21 protein-coding genes and 1 pseudogene are annotated in these 24297 nt (G+C 72.8%); 10 read left to right on the top strand and 12 right to left on the bottom strand.

From position 1 onward, the window contains the following. Nucleotides 1-681 carry an MtrAB system response regulator MtrA gene (gene mtrA / locus OVA02_RS14140; RefSeq protein ID WP_043594311.1) on the bottom strand — a complete coding sequence of 227 codons (681 nt, stop codon included), beginning with the start codon at nucleotides 679-681 and terminating at the stop codon, nucleotides 1-3. A gap of 149 nt (nucleotides 682-830) precedes the next feature. Here mtrA and OVA02_RS14145 point away from each other — a divergent pair, with 149 nt between their 5' ends. From OVA02_RS14145 to OVA02_RS14165, 5 genes are all read left to right on the top strand, one after another. Next, nucleotides 831-2045 (top strand): hypothetical protein, encoded by a 1215-nt coding sequence (locus tag OVA02_RS14145; protein ID WP_159826195.1) that lies wholly within the window; start codon nucleotides 831-833, stop codon nucleotides 2043-2045. Further along, nucleotides 2042-2680: a DUF4129 domain-containing protein gene (locus OVA02_RS14150; protein WP_056046287.1), complete on the top strand. Its 639-nt coding sequence runs from the start codon at nucleotides 2042-2044 to the stop codon at nucleotides 2678-2680. The genes OVA02_RS14145 and OVA02_RS14150 overlap by 4 nt, the downstream gene beginning before the upstream one ends. After that, the gene (locus OVA02_RS14155; protein ID WP_056046289.1) at nucleotides 2677-3861 is read left to right on the top strand and encodes a DUF4350 domain-containing protein; all 1185 of its coding nucleotides are present in this window, start codon (nucleotides 2677-2679) and stop codon (nucleotides 3859-3861) included. Before OVA02_RS14150 ends, OVA02_RS14155 begins: the two co-directional genes overlap by 4 nt. Nucleotides 3862-3931: 70 nt before the next feature. Next, entirely contained in the window at nucleotides 3932-4885 is a 954-nt protein-coding gene (locus tag OVA02_RS14160) for an AAA family ATPase (protein WP_056046296.1), read from the top strand. A 2-nt stretch (nucleotides 4886-4887) separates the two neighbouring features. Further along, nucleotides 4888-6180 carry a DUF58 domain-containing protein gene (locus OVA02_RS14165; RefSeq protein WP_056046297.1) on the top strand — a complete coding sequence of 431 codons (1293 nt, stop codon included), beginning with the start codon at nucleotides 4888-4890 and terminating at the stop codon, nucleotides 6178-6180. A 28-nt stretch (nucleotides 6181-6208) separates the two neighbouring features. On the opposite strand, the gene OVA02_RS14170 is transcribed toward OVA02_RS14165, so the two are convergent. After that, the gene (locus OVA02_RS14170; RefSeq protein WP_056046300.1) at nucleotides 6209-7204 is read right to left on the bottom strand and encodes a stage II sporulation protein M; all 996 of its coding nucleotides are present in this window, start codon (nucleotides 7202-7204) and stop codon (nucleotides 6209-6211) included. Between the two features lie 18 nt (nucleotides 7205-7222). On the opposite strand from OVA02_RS14170, the pseudogene OVA02_RS14175 reads away from it, so the two are divergent. After that, a pseudogene (locus tag OVA02_RS14175) lies at nucleotides 7223-7723 on the top strand (RDD family protein); the annotation flags it as partial. A 413-nt stretch (nucleotides 7724-8136) separates the two neighbouring features. Here the strand turns inward: OVA02_RS14175 and OVA02_RS14180 are convergent. From OVA02_RS14180 to OVA02_RS14190, 3 genes are all read right to left on the bottom strand, one after another. Beyond that, nucleotides 8137-8388 carry a metal-sensitive transcriptional regulator gene (locus tag OVA02_RS14180; RefSeq protein WP_233568399.1) on the bottom strand — a complete coding sequence of 84 codons (252 nt, stop codon included), beginning with the start codon at nucleotides 8386-8388 and terminating at the stop codon, nucleotides 8137-8139. A 167-nt stretch (nucleotides 8389-8555) separates the two neighbouring features. Next, nucleotides 8556-9977 (bottom strand): phosphomannomutase/phosphoglucomutase, encoded by a 1422-nt coding sequence (locus OVA02_RS14185; protein WP_056046304.1) that lies wholly within the window; start codon nucleotides 9975-9977, stop codon nucleotides 8556-8558. Then, nucleotides 9967-10179 (bottom strand): DUF3499 family protein, encoded by a 213-nt coding sequence (locus OVA02_RS14190; protein ID WP_056046306.1) that lies wholly within the window; start codon nucleotides 10177-10179, stop codon nucleotides 9967-9969. Before OVA02_RS14190 ends, OVA02_RS14185 begins: the two co-directional genes overlap by 11 nt. Before the next feature lie 70 nt (nucleotides 10180-10249). Between OVA02_RS14190 and OVA02_RS14195 the strand changes: the two genes are divergently transcribed. Beyond that, nucleotides 10250-10699, top strand: coding sequence for a metallopeptidase family protein (locus OVA02_RS14195; RefSeq protein WP_056046308.1), 450 nt, complete (start codon nucleotides 10250-10252; stop codon nucleotides 10697-10699). 36 nt (nucleotides 10700-10735) lie between these two features. On the opposite strand, the gene OVA02_RS14200 is transcribed toward OVA02_RS14195, so the two are convergent. The 5 genes from OVA02_RS14200 to manA all read right to left on the bottom strand — a co-directional run bounded on the left by OVA02_RS14200 (nucleotide 10736) and on the right by manA (nucleotide 17902). Beyond that, nucleotides 10736-12151: a DUF5719 family protein gene (locus OVA02_RS14200; protein ID WP_267658720.1), complete on the bottom strand. Its 1416-nt coding sequence runs from the start codon at nucleotides 12149-12151 to the stop codon at nucleotides 10736-10738. A 978-nt stretch (nucleotides 12152-13129) separates the two neighbouring features. Further along, the gene (locus tag OVA02_RS14205) at nucleotides 13130-14974 is read right to left on the bottom strand and encodes a glycosyltransferase family 2 protein (RefSeq protein ID WP_267658721.1); all 1845 of its coding nucleotides are present in this window, start codon (nucleotides 14972-14974) and stop codon (nucleotides 13130-13132) included. 167 nt (nucleotides 14975-15141) lie between these two features. Next, entirely contained in the window at nucleotides 15142-15474 is a 333-nt protein-coding gene (locus OVA02_RS14210; RefSeq protein ID WP_200922579.1) for a WhiB family transcriptional regulator, read from the bottom strand. A gap of 185 nt (nucleotides 15475-15659) precedes the next feature. Then, nucleotides 15660-16619 (bottom strand): UDP-glucose 4-epimerase GalE, encoded by a 960-nt coding sequence (gene galE / locus OVA02_RS14215; protein WP_056046313.1) that lies wholly within the window; start codon nucleotides 16617-16619, stop codon nucleotides 15660-15662. Nucleotides 16620-16735: 116 nt separating this feature from the next. Then, on the bottom strand, nucleotides 16736-17902 hold the full coding sequence (gene manA, locus OVA02_RS14220; RefSeq protein WP_056046315.1) for a mannose-6-phosphate isomerase, class I: 1167 nt from the start codon (nucleotides 17900-17902) through the stop codon (nucleotides 16736-16738). Nucleotides 17903-18057: 155 nt separating this feature from the next. Between manA and OVA02_RS14225 the strand changes: the two genes are divergently transcribed. From OVA02_RS14225 to OVA02_RS14235, 3 genes are all read left to right on the top strand, one after another. Continuing rightward, the gene (locus tag OVA02_RS14225) at nucleotides 18058-19254 is read left to right on the top strand and encodes an acyl-CoA dehydrogenase family protein (RefSeq protein ID WP_056046317.1); all 1197 of its coding nucleotides are present in this window, start codon (nucleotides 18058-18060) and stop codon (nucleotides 19252-19254) included. 61 nt (nucleotides 19255-19315) lie between these two features. Beyond that, a complete protein-coding gene (locus OVA02_RS14230; RefSeq protein WP_056046320.1) occupies nucleotides 19316-20635 on the top strand; it encodes an O-antigen ligase family protein in 1320 nt (439 codons plus the stop codon). Beyond that, nucleotides 20632-21951 (top strand): hypothetical protein, encoded by a 1320-nt coding sequence (locus tag OVA02_RS14235; protein WP_056046321.1) that lies wholly within the window; start codon nucleotides 20632-20634, stop codon nucleotides 21949-21951. Before OVA02_RS14230 ends, OVA02_RS14235 begins: the two co-directional genes overlap by 4 nt. Nucleotides 21952-22015: 64 nt before the next feature. Here the strand turns inward: OVA02_RS14235 and OVA02_RS14240 are convergent, their stop codons facing one another. Both OVA02_RS14240 and OVA02_RS14245 read right to left on the bottom strand, forming a co-directional pair. Next, entirely contained in the window at nucleotides 22016-22807 is a 792-nt protein-coding gene (locus OVA02_RS14240; RefSeq protein WP_056046323.1) for a polyprenol monophosphomannose synthase, read from the bottom strand. 67 nt (nucleotides 22808-22874) lie between these two features. After that, the gene (locus OVA02_RS14245) at nucleotides 22875-24257 is read right to left on the bottom strand and encodes a hypothetical protein (RefSeq protein ID WP_056046325.1); all 1383 of its coding nucleotides are present in this window, start codon (nucleotides 24255-24257) and stop codon (nucleotides 22875-22877) included. Nucleotides 24258-24297: the final 40 nt, after the last annotated feature.

Raw genomic sequence — 24297 nt, forward strand, 5'->3', positions numbered from 1 at the left:
CTACGAACCCGCGCCGGCGCGGTACCCGACGCCGCGCACGGTCGTGACGATGCGGGGCGCGTCCGGATCGTGCTCCACCTTGGCGCGAAGCCGCTGCACGTGCACGTTCACCAGACGGGTGTCGGCTTTGTAGTGGTAACCCCAGACCTGTTCGAGCAGCATCTCGCGCGTGAAGACCTGCTGGGGCTTCGAGGCGAGCGCGAGCAGCAGCTCGAACTCGAGCGGGGTCAGGGCGATCGGGGTATCGCCGCGCCGAACCTCGTGCGCGGCGACGTCCAGGCGGAGGTCGCCCACCGTGAGCACGTCGTTCGTGGGCTCGGTGGCCGGACGGAGCCGGGTGCGGATGCGCGCGACGAGTTCTTTCGGGTTGAACGGCTTGACCACGTAGTCGTCGGCCCCGCTCTCGAGCCCGCGGACCACGTCGGCCGTGTCGCCCTTCGCCGTCAGCATGATGATCGGCACGCCGCTCTCGGCCCGGATGAGGCGACAGACCTCGATGCCGTCGAGGCCGGGCAGCATCAGGTCGAGCAGGACGAGGTCGGGTGAGGCCTCGTGGAAGGCCTCGAGGGCACCCGCGCCGTCGCCGCAGAAGTGGGGGTCGAACTCGTCGGCGCGAAGGACGATGCCGATCATCTCGGCGAGCGCCGGGTCGTCGTCGACCACGAGGATGCGCGGGTTCATGTTCTCCGTCTGGGCTGGGCCGCTCGGGAGGCGGCACGTCAGGACAGATTAGTGCAGGAGGCGCTCGTCGGCTGGCAGCGCCCGGTCCGGTGTGGAAACATGAACACACTCGTGAGGACGACCTCACGGTCAGGACGACCAGGGGGACCATGAGCGATCCGAACGCCTGGAGCACACCGGGGGGCGACACGTCCCCGCCGCGCTGGGGCGAGCGCGTCGACCCCACGTCACCCGGCCCCCTCCCCGCGGGGCCCGTCCCGGGGGCCGCCCCGGGCGGCACCACCCCGCCGGCACCCGGCTGGGCTCCGCCGCCGAAGCCGGGCCTCGTCCCGCTGCGCCCCCTCACCTTCGGCGAGATCCTGGGTGCCTCGTTCCAGGTCTTCCGCCGCAACCCACGGACCACGTTCGGCACGGCCCTGCTGTCGCAGGTCGTCCTGCTCGTGGTGACCGTGGTGATCACCGGCGGCAGCGCCTTCCTCGCCTTCGGACGCGTCGAGCAGGCCCTCCCCCGGGACCGTGACGCGGTCCTGGCCGGCGCCGTCGCCGTCGTCGCCGCGTCGGCCCTCGTGCCGATCGCCCTGCAGGTGATCGTCACGGCCCTGTTGCAGGGGCTCTTCGTGCTCGAGACCTCGCGGCAGACGCTCGGGGAGAAGCTCCGACTCGGCGGCCTCTGGGCGATGGCCAAGGGCCGCGTCGGCACGCTCGTCGGGTGGTCCGCCCTGCTCACGGTCGCCTACGTCGTGGCGCTGGCGCTCGTGGCCGGCGTCGTCGTCGTCGGCGTGGCCGTCGGCTCCGGGCCGAGCATCGCCGTCGGCGTCGTGCTCGCGGTCCTCCTCGGCCTGGGCCTCCTCGTCCTCGGCGTGTGGCTGACCGTGAAGACTGCCCTCGTGCCGAGCGCCATCATGCTCGAACGGCTGACGCTGGGCGCGGCCGTGCGGCGCTCGTGGTCGCTGACCCGCGCCTCCTTCTGGCGGACCTTCGGCGTGATCGCCCTGGTGTTCCTCATGGTCCAGGTCGCGTCGCAGGTCGTCGCGACGCCGTTCTCGGTGCTGTTCAGCGTGTTGACGGGCACGCTCGCGCCGACGGGGGACGTGACCGACCCGACCTTCCTGGCCCTCACGGCGGGCACCTACGCCGTCACCCTCGGCATCACGGCCGTCATCGGCGCGATCGGGTCCGTGCTGCAGGCGGCGTCGGCCGGCCTCGTCTACGTCGACCGACGCATCCGCACCGAAGGGCTCGACCTCGAACTCGTGCGCTACGTCGAGCGCGGCGGGCGGGCGGTCGGAGGACAGCCCGACCCGTACCGCACGCCCGAGGCCCCGGTCCCGCCGACGACGCACCCGGGAGCACCGCGCTGGTGAGCCCGCTGCCCTTCGCCGCCGGGCCGCCCCTGACCCCTGACGCCGACGACGCCCGGCGCGAGGTCCTGCGCGAGCTCACCGGGCCCGAGTACGTGGCGGCGCAGCCGTCCTGGCTCGACCGTGCGGCGCAGGCGTTCTGGGACTGGCTGGGGTCGATCCGGTTCGGAGGGACAGAGGGGGCGCCGGCGGTCGCGTTGATCGTGCTGCTCGCGGTCGTCGTGGTGGTCGTCCTGGTCGTGCTGCTCGTCTACGGGGTGCCGCGACTCAACCGCCGGTCCGCGCGTGACCTCGCCCTCTTCGGCGACGACGACGTCCGTGACGCCGACGCCATGCGTGCCGCGGCCCGGGAGGCGGCCTCCCGGGGTGATCTGACGCTCGCCGTCGCCGAGGCCTTCCGGGCGATCGCCCGTTCGCTGGCCGAGCGGGGCGACGTCGCGGTCTCCCCCGGCACCACCGCACGCGACGTGGCCCGCCGGGCGGGCGACGTCTTCCCCGACCTCCGGGCCGACTTCGCGGACGCCGCCACGGCCTTCGACGGCGTCCGCTACCTCGACCGCCCGGGCACCGACGAGGACTACCGGGCCGTCACGGAGCTCGACCGGCGCGTCACCTCGTCCCGGCGGGTGCCCGCGTGACCGCCGCCGCACCGTCCGAGGCGCCCACCTCCGTCTCGACCCCCACCGTCGCGGTGTCGGTCCGACGTGCCCGGTTCTGGGTCGCACTCGCCCTCGTCCTGGCCCTCGGCGTCGGGGCGGCTCTCCTCGTGGGCTCGGGCTCGGGAGAAGGCCGCGCCCTCGGCCCCGCGAACGCCGCCCCCGGCGGGGCCAAGGCACTCGTCGAGGTGCTCGGCCGCCAGGGCGTCGACGTGACCGTCACGACCACCCTCGACGAGACCCTGGACCGACTCGGGTCCGGTGGCGGCACGCTCCTCGTCGACGACGCCTCGGGGTTCCTGGTCGGCGACCAGTGGGGGCGTCTCGTCACGGCGACCTCCCACCTCGTGCTCCCCGCCCCGGGGCCCGCCGCGCTCGACGCCGTGGCCGCGGGCGTCGCGTCGACCGGCCCGGTCGACGAGGGCACGGCCGGGCCCGCCTGCTCGTCACCGGCCCTCGCGCAGACGTCCCGGGTCGACGTCGCGGGCGTCGCGTACGACGTCGACGCCCCCGGCGCCGTCCGCTGCCTGCCGACCGACGACGGCTACGGGCTCGTCGAGCTGGAGGACGGCGACACGCGCGTGTCCGTCCTGGGAGCCACGGACGCCCTGACCAACGGCTCGATCGGGACGCACGACGACGCGGCCTTCGCACTCGCGCTGCTCGGCGGGTCCTCCGAGCTGACCTGGTACCTGCCCTCGGCCGGCGACCTGCCCGAGGGCGAGGGCACTCTCGCCACGCTGACGCCGTCATGGGTGACGCCGTCGCTGGTCGTGCTCCTCCTGGCCGGAGTGGCCGCGATGGTGTGGCGGGGTCGACGCCTCGGAGCTCTCGTCGTCGAGCGGCTGCCGGTCACCGTCAAGGCCTCCGAGACCACCGAGGGGCGCGCCCGCCTCTACGAGCGCTCCGGGCAGCGCCGCCATGCCCTCGACCAGCTCCGCATCGGCACGCTCGGGCGACTCGCGCGCACGACGGGCCTGTCCTCGACCGCGTCGGTCGACGAGATCGTCGCCCGGGTGGCCGCACTGATCTCGGCCGACCCCCGGGGCCTGCGGCACGTGCTCGTCGACGCCGACCCGGTCGACGACCGCGAGCTCGTCGCGCTGAGCGACAGCCTGCTCGACCTCGAGGGTGCGGTCCGACGGGCGACGACTCCGTCGTGACCCGCCCCGCGCCTCCCCTGCCTCGTCCGATCGCCCCCGCATCGACCCCCACCCCGGAGAAGACCACCAGATGAGCTCAGAACTGCAGCAGACCTTCGCCCGAGTCCGAACCGAGGTGGGCAAGGCCGTCGTCGCCCAGGACGGTGCCGTGACGGGCCTGATCGTGACCCTGCTGGCCCAGGGTCACGCCCTGCTCGAAGGCGTCCCCGGCGTGGCCAAGACCCTTCTCGTGCGCGCCCTCAGCCACTCGCTCTCGCTCGACACCGCCCGCGTGCAGTTCACGCCCGACCTGATGCCCGGCGACATCACCGGATCGCTCGTGTACGACGCGAAGTCGGGCGAGTTCGAGTTCCGGGCGGGGCCGGTGTTCACCAACGTCCTGCTCGCGGACGAGATCAACCGCACGCCTCCCAAGACGCAGTCGGCGCTGCTCGAGGCCATGGAGGAGCGCCAGGTCTCGGTCGACGGCGTCAGTCGCGCGTTGCCGACCCCGTTCCTGGTCGCGGCCACCATGAACCCCGTCGAGTACGAGGGCACCTACACGCTGCCCGAGGCCCAGCTCGACCGCTTCCTGATGAAGCTCACGCTCGACCTGCCGCCGCGCGAGGCCGAGGTCGAGGTGCTCGGCCGTCACGCCGCCGGCTTCTCGCCCCGCGACCTGCGAGCCGCGGGCGTGACCCCGGTCCTCGGGCCCGACGACCTCGCCCGCGCCCAAGCGGAGGTGGCCCGGGTCGGTGCCTCCCCCGACGTGCTCGCCTACATGGTCGACCTGGCCCGGGCCACGCGCGAGAGCCCGTCGGTCAAGATCGGCGTGAGCCCCCGAGGGTCGACGGCCCTCCTCGCCGCCTCGAAGGCCTGGGCGTGGCTGACCGGCTTCGACCACGTCACGCCCGACCACGTCCAGGCCATGGCCCTGCCCGTGCTGCGACACCGCCTGCAGCTGCGGCCCGAAGCCGAGCTCGAGGGCGTCGACGCCGACGCCATCGTCCGCTCGGTGCTGCAGCAGGTCCGGGTCCCGCTCTAGCCATGGCGATCACCGGTTGGTTCGTGGTGCTCGTCGCGCTCGGCGTCGTGCCCGTCGTCCTGACGGGCAGCGGGTGGGCGATCGTCGGCTGGCTCGGCGTCGTCGCCGCGCTGACGGTGCTCGACGTGGCCCTCACGGCGTCGCCCCGGTCGCTCACCATCCGGCGCGAACTGCCGGGGGCGATCCGTCTCGGCGAGAGCGCACCCGCCCGGCTGACCGTGGTGAACGACGGCCGACGCACGCTGCGCGGACTCGTGCGCGACGCATGGCAGCCGTCGGCCGGAGCGACCCCGACCCGCCGTCGCCTGTCCCTGCGACCGGGGCGGGCCGCGACGCTCACCGTCACGCTGACCCCGTTCCGCCGGGGCGAACGCCGCGCCGGCGGCGTCACCGTCCGCACGATCGGTCCCCTGAGGCTCGCCGGTCGTCAGGCGACGCACGAGGTGCCGGGCGCGGTCCGCGTGCTCCCGCGGTTCTCGTCGCGCAAGCACCTGCCGTCCCGTCTGGCCCGTCTCCGAGAACTCGACGGGCGCACGAGCGTGATGATCCGCGGCCAGGGCACCGAGTTCGACAGCCTGCGCGAGTACGTGCGAGGGGACGACGTCCGCTCGATCGACTGGCGGGCGACCGCACGCCGCGACGACCTCGTCGTGCGCACCTGGCGGCCCGAGCGCGACCGTCGGGTGGTCGTCGTGGTCGACACGGGGCGGACCTCCGCGGCCCGCATCGACGACGAACCGCGGCTCGACACGGCCTTCGAGTCGGCACTGCTGCTCGGGGCGTTGGCCTCGCGGGCGGGCGACCGGGTCGACGTCGTCCTCTTCGACCGACGGGTCAGGGGTCGGGTGCAGGGCGCGACGGGGCCCGCCCTGCTCTCGTCGATGGTCGAGACCATGGCCCCCGTCGAGCCCGAACTGGTCGAGACCGACTGGGCCGCCGTGCCGGCCCTCGTCCGCTCGGTCACGTCCCGTCGGGCGCTCGTCGTCCTCGCGACCACCGTCGACAGCCCCGGCGCCTCCCGCTCCTTGCTGGCGGCGATCCCCCAACTGACCCGCCAGCACCTCGTGGTCGTCGCGTCGGTCACCGATCCGGCCCTCGACGAGACGGTGGTGCGACGGGGCACCCGCGACGAGGTCTACCGGGCCGCCTCGGCCGAGCGGGCCCGACTCGACCAGGGCCGGGTCGCCGCCGCCCTGCGTCAGGTCGGCGCCGACGTCGTGACCGGAGCGCCGGCCGACCTGCCCCCCGCCCTCGCCGACCGCTACCTCGCGCTCAAGGCGGCCGGCCGCCTCTGACGCAGGCTCGGTGGCCGACGACGCGGGATCAGTCGGCCACGAGTTGTGTGGCCCCGGCCTCGAACTCGTCGAGGTCGCCGGTCTGTCCCGCCCGGTGGGCCCGTCCGCCGAGCAGCCACTGATAGGCCAGGAACCCCAGGAGGGCCACGGTGCCGATGCCGATCTTGATCGGCCAGGGCCAGGCCTGCCGGGTGACGAACCCCTCGATGACGCCCGAGACCAACAACGAGAGCATCAACCCGACCGCGATGGTCACGAGCGCGCGTCCGTCCTGGGCCAACGCCTGCCCCCGGGTGCGGGCACCGGGTGCCACCCAGGACCAGAAGATCATCAGACCGGCGGCCCCGGCGACGAAGATGCTGTAGAGCTCGAGCTGACCGTGCGGAGCGATGTACAGGAAGAACTGGTCCAGCCGCCCCTGGTCGGCCATGAGCCCGGCCGAGATCCCGACGTTCATGGCGTTGCTGAGGATCGCGTAGGGAACCCAGACCCCGGTGATGCCGAACGCCACGCACTGCGCGGCGATGTAGGCGTTGTTCGTCCACACCTGGCCGGTGAACGACGTCGAGGCGCTCTCGGAGTAGTAGTTCACGAAGTCCTGCTCGGCGAACTGCCGGCGGAACTCCTCGCTGCCGAACGAGGCCAGCAGCGCGGGTGTGTTCGCGGCCCAGGTCGCGAACACGGCCGCGACGACCACCGTCACGAGCGTCAACACGAGCGACAGCCACCGCACGCGGTAGAGGGCGGCTGGCAGCTGCACGACGAAGAAGGTCGGCAATTGGCTGAACAGGTTGCGACCCGCCCCCGTGAACCGCAGGCGTGCTCGCGACAGGGTCATGGAGAGCCGGTCGGCCACGACCGAGTCGCCGGTGGCGGTCTTCAGCGCCGACAGTTGCCCGGCCCCCGACTGGTACAGGCGGACGAGCTCGTCTGCCTCGGGCCCGCTCAGTCGCCCGCGCCGGGCGAGGCGCTCGAGCTCGGCCCAGTCGTGGCCGTGAGCGGCGGCGTAGGCGTCGATGTCCATTCTGCTTAGATACTAGGCATGTCCCGCACGAAGGCACGAGGCGCCTCCCCGGTGGTGCTGCGACCCGACCAGGTCGAGGCCTTCACGGCGGGTGGGGACGAACTGGTCACGGGCGAGGCGGTCGCTCTCGACCTCCGACCGACGAGCTTCGTGTTGCGCGCGGCCGGGGTGCTCATCGACTACCTGGCCTACGCCCTGCTGCTCGTCGGTGCGTTGGTGCTCGTCTCGTTGCTGAACGACGGCGGGGTGCTCGACGACGCCCTGTCACAGGCGTTCCTCGTGGCGTCGATCGCCATCTGCTTCATCGTCGTGCCGACGGTGGTCGAGACCGCGAGCCACGGGCGGTCCCTGGGCAGACTCGCCGTGGGCGCGCGCATCGTCCGCACCGACGGAGGGGCGATCGGCCTGCGCCACGCCCTCACCCGAGCGCTGGTGGGGCTGCTCGAGATCGTGTTCACCAGTGGCGGCCTGGCCGTCGTCGTCGCCCTGCTGAACGGCTCGTCGCGGCGTCTCGGCGACCTCATGGCCGGCACGTACAGTCGCAACGAACGCGTGCCCAAGGCCGCTCACGTGGTCTACGGCGTGCCGGCGCACCTGCAGGGGTGGGCCGAGATCGCGGACGTCGGGCGCCTGCCCGACGGCCTGGCCCGTCGCATCGCGTCGTTCCTGCAGCAGGCGCCGCAGCTCTCCCCGGCCAGTCGGCGACGCGTCGCCGACGAGTTGGCGGCCGAGACCATGCCCTACGTCTCGCCCGTGCCGTCCGGCGACCCGGAGTTCCTCCTGGCCGGCGTCTCGGCGCTCCGGCGTCGGCGTGAGTCCGCCGCCCTCGCTCGCGAGTCCGCGTTGCTCGACCGCCTCACCCCGGCGCTGACCGAGACGGTCCGGGGCTTCCCCGGCGCTGACCCGCGTCGCCGCCGGCCCCGGCCTCCGCGTCAGGACCGGACGAGCCTCGCGATCGCCGCCGAGGCCTCGCGGACCTTGGCGTCCGCGACGTCGCCTCCCTCTCGGGCCGCCTGGGCGACGCAGTGGGCGAGGTGGTCCTCGAGCAACTGGAGCGCCACGGTCTCGAGGGCACGGGTCGCCGCACTGACCTGCGTCAGGACGTCGATGCAGTACGTGTCGTCCTCGACCATGCGCTGGATGCCCCGGACCTGGCCCTCGGCGCGGCGGAGGCGCTTGACGATCTGTTCCTTGTCGCCGCTGTAGCCGACGTGCGTCGCCGTCGCGTGCTCACCCTGCTGCGCCACCCGCGCCTCCTCGTGTGTCGTCCGGTCACGCCGTGTCGACCGGTCCCGCCAGGATACCCCCAGGGGGTAACCGCTCCGCCCGCCCGGCCGCACCCGGCCGACCGTCAGCCGCGGATCAGCCCGAGCACGTCGTCGCGGACGCGCTCCATGCCGGCGGGCGTCGCCGCCTCGGCGTTGAGGCGCAGCAGCGGCTCGGTGTTCGACGGCCGGACGTTGAACCACCAGAACCCGTCGTCGGACGAACCACTGACCGTGAGGCCGTCGAGCTCGTCGAACTCGCCGACCCCGGTGTAGGCCTCGACGATGCGGGCGTACGCCGCCGGCACGTCGGTGACGGTCGAGTTGATCTCGCCGCTCGCCGCGTAGGGCGTGTACCGGTCGGTCAGGGTCGAGAGGGGCTCGGCCTGCGACCCGAACTCGGCCAGGACGTGCATGGCGGCCAACATGCCGTTGTCGGCGCTCCAGAAGTCGCGGAAGTAGTAGTGCGCCGAGTGCTCGCCCCCGAAGATCGCCCCGGTCGCCCGCATCTCGTCCTTGATGAGCGAGTGGCCGACGCGGGTGCGCACCGGCGTCGCGCCGGCCGCCTCGATGGCCTCGGGCACCGCGCGGGACGTGATGAGGTTGTGGATCACCGAGATCTCGACGTCGGGCTCGGCGGCCCGGACGCGCGCGATCTCGCGGACGGCGACGATCGCCGCCACGGCCGACGGGGTCACGGCGTCACCCTTCTCGTCGACGACGAAGCAGCGGTCGGCGTCGCCGTCGAACGCGAGGCCCAGGTCGGCCCCGTGCTCGAGGACGGCCTTCTGCAGGTCGACGAGGTTGGCCGGGTCGAGGGGGTTGGCCTCGTGGTTCGGGAAGGTGCCGTCGAGTTCGAAGTACAGCGGGACGATCTCGATCGGCAGCTCAGGCAGCCCGGCGGCCTCGCCCAGCACGGCCGGGACGGTGAGCCCGCCCATGCCGTTGCCGGCGTCGACGACGACCTTGATGGGCCGGATGCCCGCGAGGTCCACGAGACCGCGGAGGTACGCGGCGTAGCCCGGCAACGCGTCGTGCTCCCGCACGGCGCCCGGCTCGGCGACGGCCTCGATGCCGTCGGCCAGGAACGAGGAGGCGCGGTCACGGATCGAGGACAGCCCCGTGTCGAGGCTGATGCCCTGGGCGCCCGCCCTGCTCATCTTGATGCCGTTGTAGGTGGCCGGGTTGTGGCTCGCGGTGAACATGGCCGCCGGGGCGTCGAGCGAGCCGGAGGCGAAGTACGACTCGTCGGTCGAGCACAGGCCGAGGGCGACCACGTTCGCGCCCCGGGCCCGGGCCCCGCGGGCGAAGGCCTCGGCGAAACCCGGCGAGGAGTCGCGCATGTCGTGACCCACGACCAGGTCGTGGCCGGCGCCGTCGATCTCGTCGGCGAAGGCCGCACCGAACGCCTCGACCACCTCGTCGGTGAGCTGGGTGCCCACCAGTCCACGGACGTCGTAGGTCTTGACGAAGGCGGTCAGGTCGACGGGGGCGTTCTCAGAGGTCATGGCCCAAAACTACCCGGCGCAGGACCTCCCAGCCCTGCGGGACCGACAACGAGCCCGCGTGGCGGGCGCACAGGTCGTAGCCGTGCGGCTCGACGCGGTCGCTCAAGGGCCCGACCACGACCATCGAGTCGGCGTACACGTAGGTCAGCGTCGCGACGGCCTCGTCGTGGCACGTCACCTTGCTGCAGGGTCGACCGTTCATCTGCCCGACAGACTATCGCGAGGGTCCTCGGGGCCGACCCGCGCCTCCTGGGCGGGCCTACGATGGGCTGATGAGCAGGCCCCGCCGCGCACGCGTCACCGACCGTTCCCGTCGGCGTGACCGCCATGGTCGCGGGCTGCGGTCGTCCGCCGCCGGGCCTCACCTGCCCTTCCTGCGGACGAGGGTCGACCTCTTCGACGACATCGTCGCCGCCACCGCCGACTACCTCCGCGAGGCGTGGCCCGACGAGCTCGCCGATACGTCGTTCGAGGTCGCCGGCCTCCCCGCCGAACCGGACCGCACCCGGGTCGAACGGTGGTCGGTCGACCGGGCCGCCGGCCGCGTCGTGCTGTACCGCCTGCCGATCGAACGGCTCGCCCCCTCGCACGACCGGCGGGGGGCCGCCGAGGACGAATGGAACCACCGGGTGCTCGTCGAGGGCTACGTGTTCCGGGCCGTCGCGGACCTCCTCGGCAAGGACCCGTGGGAGCTCGCTCCCGACCGCTGGCGCGACGGCTGACGCGCGACGGGGTCGTCGGGGCGTGTGCCCGCGACGTCAGGGGTACACGGTCACCGGGGTGGACGCCGGCAGCGGCGAGGTCACCGGCCAGGCGGCGACGGCTCCGGGGGCCGAGAAGCTGACGCCCGCGCGCAGGTCGTCGGCGTTCCCGAGCCGGACGGCGTCGCCCCGTTGCACGTCGACCCCGACCGTGGACCCACCGGGTACCTCGACGTCCCGCTCGTCGCCGTCGCCCACCGTGACCTCGGCCGTGACGGCGTCCTGGCCCGGGTTGGCGAGCCAGAGGCGTCCGCCCTCACCGTCGGGCACGACCACCTCGGTGTCACCGGAGAGACCGGGCGACGAGGCGGCCCAGCTGAGGTCGACGCCTCCCGCGTCCGCGGCGACCGTGGAGGTCCGGGCGGCCACGGCCACGGCCGTCGACGACCGGACGGTGGCCGTGTAGACGCCGTCCTCGAGCCCGTCGATCGGGACGTCGGTGACGCGCCCGCCTTCGACCCGGGTCTCGAACGAGGTGCCGGTGCCGTCGTCGGTGGCCAACGAGACGCTCAGCTGCGAGGGACCCTGGCCCGGGACGAGGACGCGCAGCACCGACTGGAGGTCGGAGGACGACGGGTCGGCGAGTGCTCCCTCGAGGTTGGCGGAGTCGCGGACGACGATCCCCGTGACGACCGACTCGCGAGACGGCGCGGCCGAGCCGGTCACGATGTCCACCCCACCCGGTTCGAGGGTGCGGACGACGCTCTGCTGGAGCGTGGCGACGATCTGCCCGCCGCGACTCGACACGTGGACGGCCGGCGAGACGAGTCCGGTCGCGAAGCCCGAGAGCGGGACCACTTTCTGGCTGCGGGGCGCGACGACGATCCCGTCGATTCCGGGGCCCTGCACCTCGCCGGTCTCGGAACGGATGTCGAGGTCGACGGTGGCGTTGACGTCGCTGGGGTTGACGAGGCTGATGAGCGACACGCGTCCCGTCTCGGTCGAGCCGCCGATCAGCCAGGTCGAGCTGGTGGGCTCGGTGCAGGGTGCCGAGGCGAAGCCGCGCAGGTCGCCCTCGTCGACCGATTGGCTCTGGGCGGCCGCGACGAGGGGCACGTCGGTGCCCTCGACGGGTGCCGTGACCACGGACGGTCGCGAGTCGCTGCCGTCGGCACCGGCGAGCTCGTCGACGTCGACGTCGCCCTCGCTCGATTTCCGGGCCACGGCCGCTCGACCCACCGAACTGGCGGTCGTGGCCTGCTGCCCCTCGGCGTCCGAGAGCTGCAACAGGGCACCGGTGCAGACCCGCTGCTGGTCGACGGGCACGGGCGTCACGAGCTGCCCCGCCGGCACCGTCTCGAAGGAGGGGAGGCGGACGACCGTGGCACCGCCGACGACCGCGGCGGCGACGGCCAGACCGACGACGCCGACCGCGACGCGTCCCGTCGTGGAGAAGACCGATCGCTTATTCATCTCGCTCCTCGTCGAAGGTCGTGGCGGGCTGCTCGGCCTCGGGCGTCCCGGCCCGGGATCGACGTCGTCGCGGCGACGTCGGGATGGCGAGCAACAGGGCGGAACCGAAGACGAGTCCCCAGCTGATCAGGACGATCGGTCGCAGCGGTCCCGCAGCCGGACGCGCCTCGCGCTCGTCCTGCGCCTCCACGTAACGCCAGAGGAGGCCGTTGGACGTGTCGCCCACCGGCAGGAAGTCGGCGTCGGCGTCGAGCGCCTCGCCCGCACGCTGGCCGAGTCGGTCGGCGTCGCCGTCGTCGTCGGTGGCCGTCAGCAACACGAACCCGACGCCCAGTCGACGCAGGTCGTCGGTCGGGTCGAAACCGCTGCGGCTGACGAGGTTGCCGGCCAGTACGGTGAGGTCCTCGTTGACCGAGGTGAGGCGTGGGGCGGTCGAGTCGAGCGTCGACTGGTCGTCGAGCGTCGCTCCTTGACCGTGCTCGAGGGACACGGCGAGCGAGCCGTCCGACTGGGGCGTGAGGACCAGCGTCCCGACGTCGGGTGTCGCCTCGGCCTCGGCGGTGACGTAGGCCGACAGGATGCGCCCCGAGCTCGGACGGACGTCGGCCACGGGGCCGAACGACGCGATCACGGTGGGGGCCGCTGCGGCGACCGCCAGCACGGCGACCAGGGTGCCGACCGGCGGGGCGACGCGGGGCAGCCGGTCGAGGGTCACGGCCGCGGCGCCGACGAGCCCCAACAGGTAGAGGCTCAGTCCGCTGCCGGCCCAGATCGTGGTCGTGTCGCTGCCGACGCCCGTGACGGACACGTGGGTCGCGGCGACGGCCGTCAGGTAGCCGAGCAGGGCGAGCGACAGGGCGGGGACCGCGCGGCGCTGCGAGCCGACGAACGGCGAGGCAACGGCGAGCAGCGCCAGCGGGGCGATCGCGACGGCGACCAGGACGGCGAGCGTGGCGGACGAGAAACCCGTCCCGGCGATCAGTGCCGTCCAGCCGTTGAGGCCCGTCTCGGGGGACGTGAGCAGCAGCTGCAGCGGTGAGGCCGGGTCCGACCTCGTGGGGACCCCGGGGTCGGCGAACACGGCCCACCAGGTGCCCCGCTGCAGCTGGGCGACGACGAGGGGCGCGAAGAGGGCCAGCGCGGGCAGCGGCACCGCCACGAGGCGATGGGTGCCGCGGGGGCGGCTGACGATCGACCCGAGCCAACCGACGAGGAGGGCCGGCACGAGCGAGGAGCGGCCGCCGCGACGACGGCGAACAGCAAGGAGGCGGTGGCCCCGGCCGTCCACGACCTCGCGGCCCCGATCATGGCCCAGACGAGGAACGGCAGCGCCACGTGCGCGAGGACGGCACCGAGGTGACCGGACTGCAGACCCGAGAGCAGCGGGGACGAGAGGGCGTAGAGCGCCGCGGCGACGGCCGGCACCCAGGTGCGGCGGGTCACGCGGCGGGTGGCGAACCACGCGCCCAGCGCGGAGAGCGGCAGGGCCACGAGGTAGACCCCGAGGACCGCGGTCGACGGCGACCAGGGCGTCAGGCTGCCGAGGACCGCGACGAGCGCGGCGAACGGGTCCGAGGGGCCGAGGAACCCGGTGCCGATCTCGCGCCAGCCGTAGCCCACCGACGACCAGAGCTGACCCACCGAGGTGCTGAGCGGCAGGAGTCCCCCACCCGTGACGGCCGGGTTGCCGAGCAGCGGCAGGAACGCCACCACACCGACGACGGCGGCGACCAGCACGACCCAGAGGCCGCCCGAGTGGACGAAGCTCGCCCGGGGGTCGGGTGCGTCCTCGACGCCGGCGACCTGTGCGTCACGTTCGGTGACCCGTCGTTCTCGGAGCATCGCGCGGGACGCGCGCAAGGGCTCCACCGAGCTCCAGCCGACGCTCTTGGTCCGGGCGAGGGCCCGACGAGCCGATCGCACGTGCGAGCCGCCGAAGGCAGCCCGGAACGCGCTGGCGAACTCGCCCACCACGGCTCCCGGGTTCTTGGTGAGCAGGTGCCAGACGCTGCGCACGACCGCCAGCGGCACCAGGCTGAGCCAGTGCAGCGGCAACAGGGCGGCCGCCGAGTAGACGAGGCGCCGGTGCAGTTGGGCGGCACGGTGCAGGCGCGCCCGGCGGGCGTGCCCGACGGGCCCGTGGCCGAACTCCTCCGGCGGCCCAGCACTGTCGACCTTCGCGTCGGGGACGAGGACCACCCGGTGACCGGCGAGGCGGGCACGGATCGAGAAGTCGAGTGCGGCGTCGACGTGCGGCAGCGCGGGGTCGAAGCCGCCCAGGGCGGTCCAGACCGTGCGACGGACGAGCATGCCCCCCGCCGCGACGCCGAGCACGTCGTCCGTGACGTCGTGCTGGCCCTGGTCGAGTTCGTTCTCGACGCGGGCGAGCGAGGCGCCGTACCGGGTGACGGTCTCGCCGAACTCGGCGATGACACCGGGCTGGCCCCACCGCATCAGCTTGGGGCCCGCGACCGCGACGGAGGGCGACACCTCGACGGTCGTCATGAGGCGCTCGAGCGCCTCGGGCGCGGGTGCGTTGTCGTGCCCGAGCAGCCAGACCCACTCGTCGGGATCTCCGTCGCCCGGGTCGGAGAGTCGCACGCCGTGCGCGGCGGCGGCACCGAACGTCTTCGCGTCGGGAAGCGAGGCCAACTGGGCGGCGCCGCTCAGCGACAGCCGACCCGCGGCCGAGTCCTTGCCGCCCGTGTCGACCACCACCAATGCCTCGGGGGGCCGCGTCTGACGCGACAGTCCGTCGAGGGTTCGGTCGAGGTAGGTCGCTCCACCAGGGGCGACGAGGATCGCTGTGACTCTCGGCTGCATGACTCGTGCAGCCTAGGTCGCACCGGCGCGGGCACCGGCTCGGCGCGCCGACGCGACGGGCGAGACGTGCCGACCCGCGCCTCCTGGTCCCCGCGGCCTCGGGCCATCACGACGGAACGGCACCGACCCGGAGGGGTCGATGCCGTCGGAAGCCGAGGAGGCGCGGGTCAGGCCCGCTTGCGGAGCTTGCGACGCTCGCGCTCGGACAGCCCGCCCCAGATGCCGAAGCGCTCGTCGTTCTGCAGGGCGTACTCGAGGCACTGGGCCCGGACGTCGCAGGAGGCGCAGATCTTCTTGGCGTCGCGCGTGGAGCCGCCCTTCTCGGGGAAGAACGCCTCGGGATCGGTCTGGGCGCAGAGCGAGTCCGCCTGCCAGGCCAGCTGGTTCTCGTCGTCGGCGACGATGGTGCGCGACGACGATCCGATGCCGGGGACGCCCAGCTGGATCGGGTCGACGTGCCAGTTGTCCGGGACGCCGGCGCGGTTCTCGTGGATGCCCACAGCGCATCTCCCCTCGTGTCGATCGCCCGTGAATGTACGCGACAAGGTAATTACACCGGTGTCATTACCCATCCGTCAAGTCGAGGGCCAATAAACCCTCCACCCCCCGATCAGGGGCAAGGGAGCCCCGGCGTGTCGGGGGACGTTTCGACGGGAACGGGTGATGTCGGGTACGTGGCGGACGGTCAACCGCGAGGCGCGGCCTGCCAGGCGCTGGTGACCATCTCGAGCAGCGTGTGCCGCATCTCCCAGTCGAGGTCGCGCGCCGCCAGGCTGCCGTCGGCGACGATGCGGTCGGGGTCGCCGGGACGACGCGGGGCGATCTCGGGCGTGAAGTCGATGCCGGTGCCCTCGCGCATCGCGGTCATGATCTCGGCGACCGAGACGCCGCCGCCCGAACCGAGGTTGTAGGCCGGCTCGACCGGCTCGCCCGCGTCCAGTCGGCGGGCCGCCGCGACGTGCGAGACCGCCAGGTCGGCGACGTGGACGTAGTCGCGGACGCACGTCCCGTCGGGGGTGTCGTAGTCGTCGCCGTTGATGCGCGGGACGCGGCCCTCGGCGAGCGCGGCGAAGACGAGCGGGAAGAGGTTGTGCGGGCTGGCGTCCCAGAGGTCGGGCCGACCCGAACCCACGACGTTGAAGTAGCGCAGGCTGGTGTGGCGCAGGCCTTCGGCCACCCCCTGGTCGCGCAGCAGCCACTCGCCGATCAGCTTGCTCTCGCCGTAGGGGGACGCGGGTGCCTTGGGCGTGTCCTCGGTGACGAGCTCGGTCGGCGGCGTGCCGTAGACGGCCGCGCTGGACGAGAACACGATCCGGTCGACGCCCCGGCTCGACATGGCCTCGAGGAGGCGGGCGGTCCCCGTGACGTTCTGGTCGTAGGTGTGCAACGGCCGCTGGACCGAGACCCCGGCGTACTTGTAGCCCGCGACGTGGACGACGCCGGTCACGCCGTGCCGGTCGATGGTCTGCTCGATCAGCTCGCGGTCGAGGAGGGAACCCCGGACGAACGGGACGTCGGCGGGCACGAAGGCCTCGAGGCCGGACGAGAGGTCGTCCAGGACGACCGCGTCGATGCCCGCCCCCGTGAGCTCGCGGACGACGTGAGAACCGATGTACCCGGCACCGCCGGTGACCAACCATGACATGGGGCCAACCTATCGGGTGCCCGACGGGTCACGGGTGCCAGCACGAGCGCCGGGTGGGGCGCGCGGAGCCGGACGTCACGCGGAGCGGACGGCTCCACCCGGCCGCTCGGCCCGGCTCAGGCCGGCGTCGCCACGTAGGCGGTGCCGCCGCCGGTCATCGCGAGTCGGACCTCGTCGGGGGTGACGAACGCGGACTCGCCACGACCGAGCCGGATGGTGCCGTCCTGACCCTTGACGTGGACCTCTCCGGCGGTGACCAGGACGATGCTCGGACCGCCGATCTCGACGACGGCCCCCGGACCCTCGGCGTCGACCCGCAGCATGGCGAAGCCCGTGCCGGGAGGCGCGAAGCGCTCGACCCCCCGGGCGACCGTGGTCGGGTCGAGACGGGGGACGGGCAGTGGTTCGAAGTCGAGCACCTTCAGCAGCTCGGGGACGTCCACGTGCTTGGGGGTCAAGCCGCCGCGCAGCACGTTGTCGGAGGGCGCCATGAGCTCGACGCCGAAGCCGCCCAGGTAGGCGTGCACGTTGCCGGCGGGCAGGAACAGCGCCTCCCCGGCACGCAGCGTCACCCGGTTGAGCAACAGCGAGACGACCACGCCGGGGTCGCCGGGGTAGCGCTCGGCCAGGTCGACGACCGTGGCGATGCCCGCGCCGTCCGCCCGGTGGGCGGCGGCGAGTTCGCTCACCGCCGCGATGGCCGCGGACGAGTCGTCGTCGCCCTGGAAGAGGAAGGCCAGGGTCGACCGCAGGGACTCGGCCAGGTGTCGGCGGAGCAGGTCGAGGCGCCCCGAGCCGTCGTCGAGGAGGTCGAGGTCGGCCAGGGTCCGGGCCGGCTCGCGGAACCCGCAGAGGGCGTCGAAGGTGTCGCTCAACGCCACGATGATCTCGGGCTTGGCCGAGGAGTCCTTGTAGTTGCGCTCGGGGGCGTCGAGCGGGATGCCCGCGGCGTCCTCGCGCGCGAAGCCCTCGCGGGCCTGCTCGGGGGTGGGGTGCGCCTGGATGGACAGCGGGCCGTCGGCCGCGAGCAACTTCAGCAGGAACGGCAGGTGGTCCCGGTCGCGGCCGAGCGCCCTGCCCGGCTCGGCGGCGAACCAGTCGGCGAGGGTGTCGGCACCACCCACGACCGCCGGGGCGACGACGACGCTCGGCGAACCCGGGTGCGCACCGAGCCACAGCTCGGCCTCGGGGCGGCCGCTCGGTCGACGACCGAGCAGGTCGGCGATGGCCGTCGTCGAGCCCCAGGCGTAGTCGCGGGGCGTGTTGGTGATGGCGAGGAACATGGCTTTACCTGCTTGTCGGAGGTCGTGCTTGGTCGCCCCCTACAAAGCGGTGAGGTCGACGACGCCGGGGCGTTGATCAAAGCTACCAACCCCTTGGCGGCGGCTGGGGCGCTGCCTAGGCTCCTGTCGTCCCGACACGAAGCAATGGAGCACGGATGTCATCAGCGACCCTCACCTCGTTCACCTCCCTCGTCAGCGACTTCTACGGTTACGAGGACCTCCTCTCGGACCGCGAGAAGGGCGTCCTGGCCGACCTTCGCCACTACCTCGAGACCGAGGTCAAGCCCGGGGTGAACCGCCACTGGGCCGACGCGACCTTCCCGCACGAGATCGTGAAGGGCCTCGCCGGCCTGGGCCTCTTCGGCATGCCGTGGGAGGAGACGCGCCCGTTCGAGAACTCCGCCGTCTTCCGCGGCTGGGTCGCGCTCGAGCTCGCGCGCGTGGACGCGTCCGTCGCGACCTTCGTCGGCGTGCAGAACGGACTCGCGATGGGCTCGATCGGCGTCGGCGGCTCGCCCGAACAGCGTGCCGAGTGGCTGCCCCGCATGGCGAGCGGTGACCTGGTGGGCGCCTTCGGCCTGACCGAACCGCTGTCGGGGTCCGACTCGGCCCAGGGACTCCGCACGATCGCCACCCGCGACGGCGACGACTGGGTGCTGAACGGCTCCAAGCGGTGGATCGGCAACGCCACGTTCAGCGACATCACGATCATCTGGGCCAAGAGCGCCGAGGACGGCCAGGTCAAGGGCTTCATCGTCCCGACCGACACCGCCGGCTACACGGCGACCAAGATCGAGGACAAGCAGAGCCTCCGCATCGTCCAGAACGCCGACATCACCCTCGAGGACGTGCGCGTGCCCGAGAGCCACCGACTGCAGCAGGCCGATTCGTTCCGCAGCACGGCGGCCGTGCTGCGCCTGACGCGGGCCGAGGTCGCCTGGGCGGCCGTGGGCAACTCGATCGGCGCCTACGAGGCCGCCCTGGCGTACGCCAACGAGCGCGTGCAGTTCGGCAAGCCCATCGCCAAGCACCAGCTGATCCAGGACCTGCTGGTGAAGTGCATCGGCAACATCACCGCCTCGATCGGCATGGTGGTGCGGTGCTCGCAGATGCTCGACGAGGGCACCCAGCGCGACGAGCACGCCTCGCTCGCCAAGGCGTTCACCACGGCCCGCATGCGCGAGACGGTGGGGTACGCCCGCGAGGTCATGGGCGGCAACGGCATCGTGCTCGAGTACGACGTGGCCCGGTTCTTCGCCGACGCCGAGGCGCTGTACAGCTACGAGGGCACCCGCGAGATGAACACCCTCATCGTGGGCCGCAGCATCACGGGCCAGGCGGCGTTCGTCTGATCCGGGAGGGGCGGCCCCCGGTCGCTCCTCCGCGCCTCCCCCGTCGTCTAGCCTGGTGCCCATGACCACGACGTTGCCCGCGCGGCCCGCCCGGACGGCGCCGACGCGCGGAGCCACGACGTTCGCGACGCTGGCGTTCCTCGTGTTGTTCGGTGGCGACGTCCTCCGCAACGGCACCGGCTGGTGGGGCTGGGGGGCGGCCTGCGTGGCGATGGTCGTCGCCGCCGTCGTCCTCGTCGTGCGGCATCCACCCCGGGTACGGACCCTCCCGCGCCTCCTCGTGCTCTTCCTGCTCTTCGCGGTCGTCTCGATCGCGTGGTCGCAGTACCCCGCCGGCTCCGCGATCGGCATCGTCCTCACGCTGATGACGAGCGTGGGCGCCCTGGCGGTCACCGTCGTCGCCTCGTGGCCGACCATCGTGACCGCCCTCGGACGGGCCTTGCGCATCCACGTCGTGGCCTCCCTGCTCTTCGAGGTCGTCGTCGGACTCGTCGTCCGCCAGCCGGTCTGCCCGGTGTACCTGGACTGCACGGATCGGCCCGCGGCGTGGTTCTGGTCGCGCGACGTGCTCTTCGAAGGCGGTCGCATCCAGGGGCTGCAGGGCAACAGCAACATCTTCGCGATCATCGCCCTGTTCGCCCTGATCGTCACGGCGGTCCAGGCGGCGGACCGGTCCATCGGTCGCGGCACGGCGGTGGTCGGTCTCGTCACCTCGCTGCTCGCGCTGGTGCTGACCCGGTCGGCGACCGTCGCGGTGGTCGCGGTGGCCGTCGGCCTCGTGTCGCTGCTGGTGGTGGCGACCCGACGCCGTGAGCCCGGCCGCCGGGGTCCCGTCTTCGGCGTGGCGGCGCTCGTCGTGCTGGCGGCCGTCACGGTGGTCGTCCTCGCCCGCGGCCCGCTGCTCGCGCTGCTGGGGAAGAGCGGCGACCTGACGGGTCGCACCGACATCTGGTCGGCCGTCTACGACCTCGGCGTCCAGCACCCCGTCGTGGGCTGGGGTTGGGTCAGCTACTGGTTCCCGTTCGTCGAACCGTTCACCGACCTCGCCGAGCGCAACGGCGTGGTCTACCTGCAGGCGCACGACGCGTACCTCGACGTCTGGTTCCAGCTGGGCTGGATCGGCCTCGCGTTGTTCGGGCTCACGATCGTCGGCGTCGTCCTGAGATCGTGGTGGTGGGCCGTCGACCGCCGCATGCTCTCGCGCGGGGTCGCGGCGCCGTGGTCGGCCCTCGACCTGTTGCCCTTGCTGCTCGTGACGGCCCTGCTCGTCCATGGGTTGACCGAGTCCCGGCTGATCGTCGAGTGGGGCTGGGCCACGTTCGTGGTCGTCGTGCTCGTGACGCGCCGCGACCCCTTCGGCTGGACGGGCCACGACCGGTGACGTCCGGCCACGGCCACGGGTTCGACCGCAGCCGCGATCCCCTGCGCCGGTACCTCTCGGCCTGGATCGGCTTCTCGGCGGGCGGGCACTTCTCGCAGGCACTCTCGGTCGCCATCGTGCTCTACGCGTTCTCGACCCAGTCGGTCCGCGCCCTGATGGGGTGGCCGGGCTCGCTCGCCGTCCTGGGCACCCTCGTGGTGCTCGCGACCCTCTCCCTGGTCGGTGGCCGACACCACATCGAGTGGCACGGCATCCTGCCGGTGTCGCTCATCGCCCTGTTCGGCTTCATGGCCCTCAGCGTCTTCTGGAGCGAGTACACCTGGGTCACCGTCGGCGGTGTGGCCTACGCGGTCGGGTTCGGCGCCCTCGGGCTGTACCTGGCCCTGGGCCGCGACCTGGTCCAGGTGGTGCGGGCCTTCGGGGACGCGCTCCGCATCCTGCTCGTCGTGTCGCTGTCGCTCGAGGTGCTGAGCGGGCTGCTGATCGACCAACCGATCGCGTTCCTCGGAATCCAGGGCAACCTCGCCGCGGGCGGTCCGATCCAGGGCATCTCGGGCACCCGCAACTACCTGGGCTTCCTGGCGACGCTCGCGGTCATCACGTTCGCCGTCGAGTTCCTCACCCGGTCGGTCCCTCGGCGGCAGGCCGTCGCCTCGGGCGTGCTCGCCCTCACGGCGCTCGGTTTCGCCCGCTCCCCCGCGACGGCGATCGCGGTCATCGTCCTGATCGTGGCGGGAGTGGCGCTCGACGCGCTGCGCCGGGCCCCCGAGTCGAGACGGTCGCTCCTGCAATCGGTCTTCGCGGTGATCGTGGTGCTGGGTGGTGCGCTGGCCTACGCGGGTCGCTCGCGCCTCCTGGACGCGGTGGACGCGACCAACGACCTGTCGGTGCGGTCGCTGCTCTGGGCGCGCATCCGCGAACTGGCCACGGTTCACGACATCGTCGGGTGGGGCTTCGTCGGGCAGTGGCCGACCGGGATCTTCCCGTACTCGACGATCATCGCGCCGAGCGGCCGACCGCACGAGACGGGGCTCAACGCGTTCTTCGACATCTGGCTGCAACTGGGCCTGGTCGGCGGGTTGCTCCTCGTCGTGGCCGGCACCCTGGCGTTCGTGCGCAGCTGGATCACGGCGTCGGGTCACCCGATCGTGGCGTACGTCTGGCCGGCGCTCGTCCTGGTGCTGATCGGGGTCACCGCCGTCGCCGAGAGCTTCGTGTTGTTCGAGGGAACCCTGATGACCTTCGTCGCCATCGCGACGATCGCCGCCCGCAAGCGGTCGTGGCGGTCACGGCTGCCGCAGGCGAACCGCCGGTAGGAGGCGCGGCTCGGTCGGGTGCCGTCGCGGACGTCGGTCGCCGGTCGCGACCCGGCGCGCCGCTTCAGTCCTCGACGACCCAGCGCGGCCCGGGGCGGTTGCCGAGCAGGGTCTGCAGGCGGCGTCGGAAGCCCCACTGCGTGACGCGCAGCATGGCCTCGACGACGATGGCCTGGCTCATCTTGGACTCGCCGAGCTCGCGTTCGCGGAACTCGATGGGCACCTCGACGACGCGCCCCCCGCCGTCGAGGACGCGGAGGGTCATGTCGACCTGGAAGCAGTACCCCTTCGAGTCGATGCCCGTGAGGTCCATCGCCTCGAGGGCCTCACGCGTGTAGGCCCGGAAACCGGCGGTGACGTCCTTGAGCTGCAACCCGAGGGCCAGGCGGGCGTAGAGGTTGCCGCCGCGGCTCAGGACCTGGCGCGACACCGGCCAGTTGATGACCGAGCCGCCGGGAACCCACCGCGAGCCGATCGCGAGGCTCGGCGTGCCGGGGCCGGACGCGCTGACCAGGGCGATCATCTCGGGCAGCTTCTCGGGCGGGTGCGAGCCGTCGGCATCCATCTCGACGACGACGTCGTAGCCCCGCTCGAGGCCCCAGCCGAAGCCCATGACGTAAGCGGAACCGAGCCCGAGCTTGCCCGTGCGGTGCATCACGTGGATGCGGGGATCGGTGGCGGCCATCGTCTCGGCCAACTCACCGGTGCCGTCGGGGCTGCCGTCGTCGACCACGAGCACGTCGATCTCGGGGGCCGCGGCGAACAGGCGCCCCAGGATGAGCGGGAGGTTCTCGACCTCGTCGTAGGTGGGGAGGACGACGAGGGCGCCGGCGCCGGTGTGCGCGGAGGAGGTCATGCGATCGGGTGGCTTTCGGTACGGGGGCGGCAGGGTGCGTCCATCATTCCACGGCTGCGCCAGGGCCTCATCCGCGCTCGTCGAGCGTCGAGCAGTCGGCTGCCACGAACCAGCCGGTCGGGGCGATCGGCACGAGGGCCTTGCCGTCGTCGAGCACGACGTCCCCGCTGCGGCACTGGTCGACGACCTGGTCGTAGTTCGACTGCCACGGGCCGTAGTCGCTGCGGAGCACGTGGTCGAGCTGTGGGTGCCACAGGACGGCCCCGGCGAAGGCGGCGAGGAGGACGGCGCCCGCGACCGTCGTCACGGCGCGGCGCCGCGCGAGGAACGCGTCCGCGGCGAGGGCGACGGCGGTCAGGAGCAGCATCGACGGCACGAGCGCGTACCTCAGGTAGCCGGACGTCGCCAGCCAGCCCGGGCCGTTCAGACCGTATTCGGTGAGCCCGCTCGCGTTCGCGACGATGCCGGCGGCCCAGAGGAGCGGTGCGTAGACGACGAGACCCAGGACCAGCCAGAGACGTCGACGCCGCCCCGCCACGGCGGCCCAGCCGGCGCAGAGGACGATGCCCGCCAGCACGAGTACCGCGATGCCCCAGGACGTCTCGACGAGCAGGTCGGAGGCCGTTCCGGATGACGCGACGAAGGTCGACATGACCGGCTGAGCCAGGAAGCTGAGGACGAGGTCGGTCAGATCGGGTGCGGGGTAGGTCGACGCCGGACGGGGGAAGGCCCACGAGGTCCACAGCTGCACCGCCACCCCCACGAGCAGGGCACCGGACACCGGCCACGAGCGTCGGTGCCGGACGGTGACGAGGACGAGGGGAACCAGCAGGAGCGACTGGACCTCGGTGAGCGCGCAGACGAGGACGACGCCCGCCTGCAGGCCGCTGCCCCACCAGGTGCGCGGCACGTGCAGCACCGCCCAGAACAAGAGCCAGAGCAGGTACCAGTGCAGGTTGGCCAGGTTGCCGGACACCTCGATCGGGGCGATCGGGGCGAGCACGGTCGCGGCGGCGATCGCCACCCGGGCGGCCGAGGACACGACGTACTGACGACTGAGGACGAAGACGAGCGCGGTCACGAGGCCGACCACCCCGCAGCAGACCGCAGCGATCACGTGGGCCACGTCCCCGAGATCGCCCACGAGAACCGCCAGGTCGGTCGCCAGGCGCGCGCCGAGGTGCTGATAGCCGGCGTAGGGGGTCACGAGGGACTCCCAGGGGCCCAGGTCGAGCCGCTGCGAGAGGAAGATCGGGCCGTCCTCCGCCCAGAGGGTCGACCTCGCCGCCTCGGGGAGGCGCCACCACGACACGAGGGCCGCCACGACACCCAGCGCGGCAGCCGTGCCGACGTCAAGGACGAGGCGGGGCGCTCGTCGCGCGTCGGCGGCATCGTCGTCGACGAAGTCCGCCGACCGGTCGGTCGTGGTGTTCGGAAGCGCTCGGGTCACCGGACGATTCTCCTGCATCCCCGTCCGGGCGCGCTCCCCC

The sequence above is a fragment of the Frigoribacterium sp. SL97 genome, assembly GCF_026625765.1.
GTDB lineage: Bacteria > Actinomycetota > Actinomycetes > Actinomycetales > Microbacteriaceae > Frigoribacterium.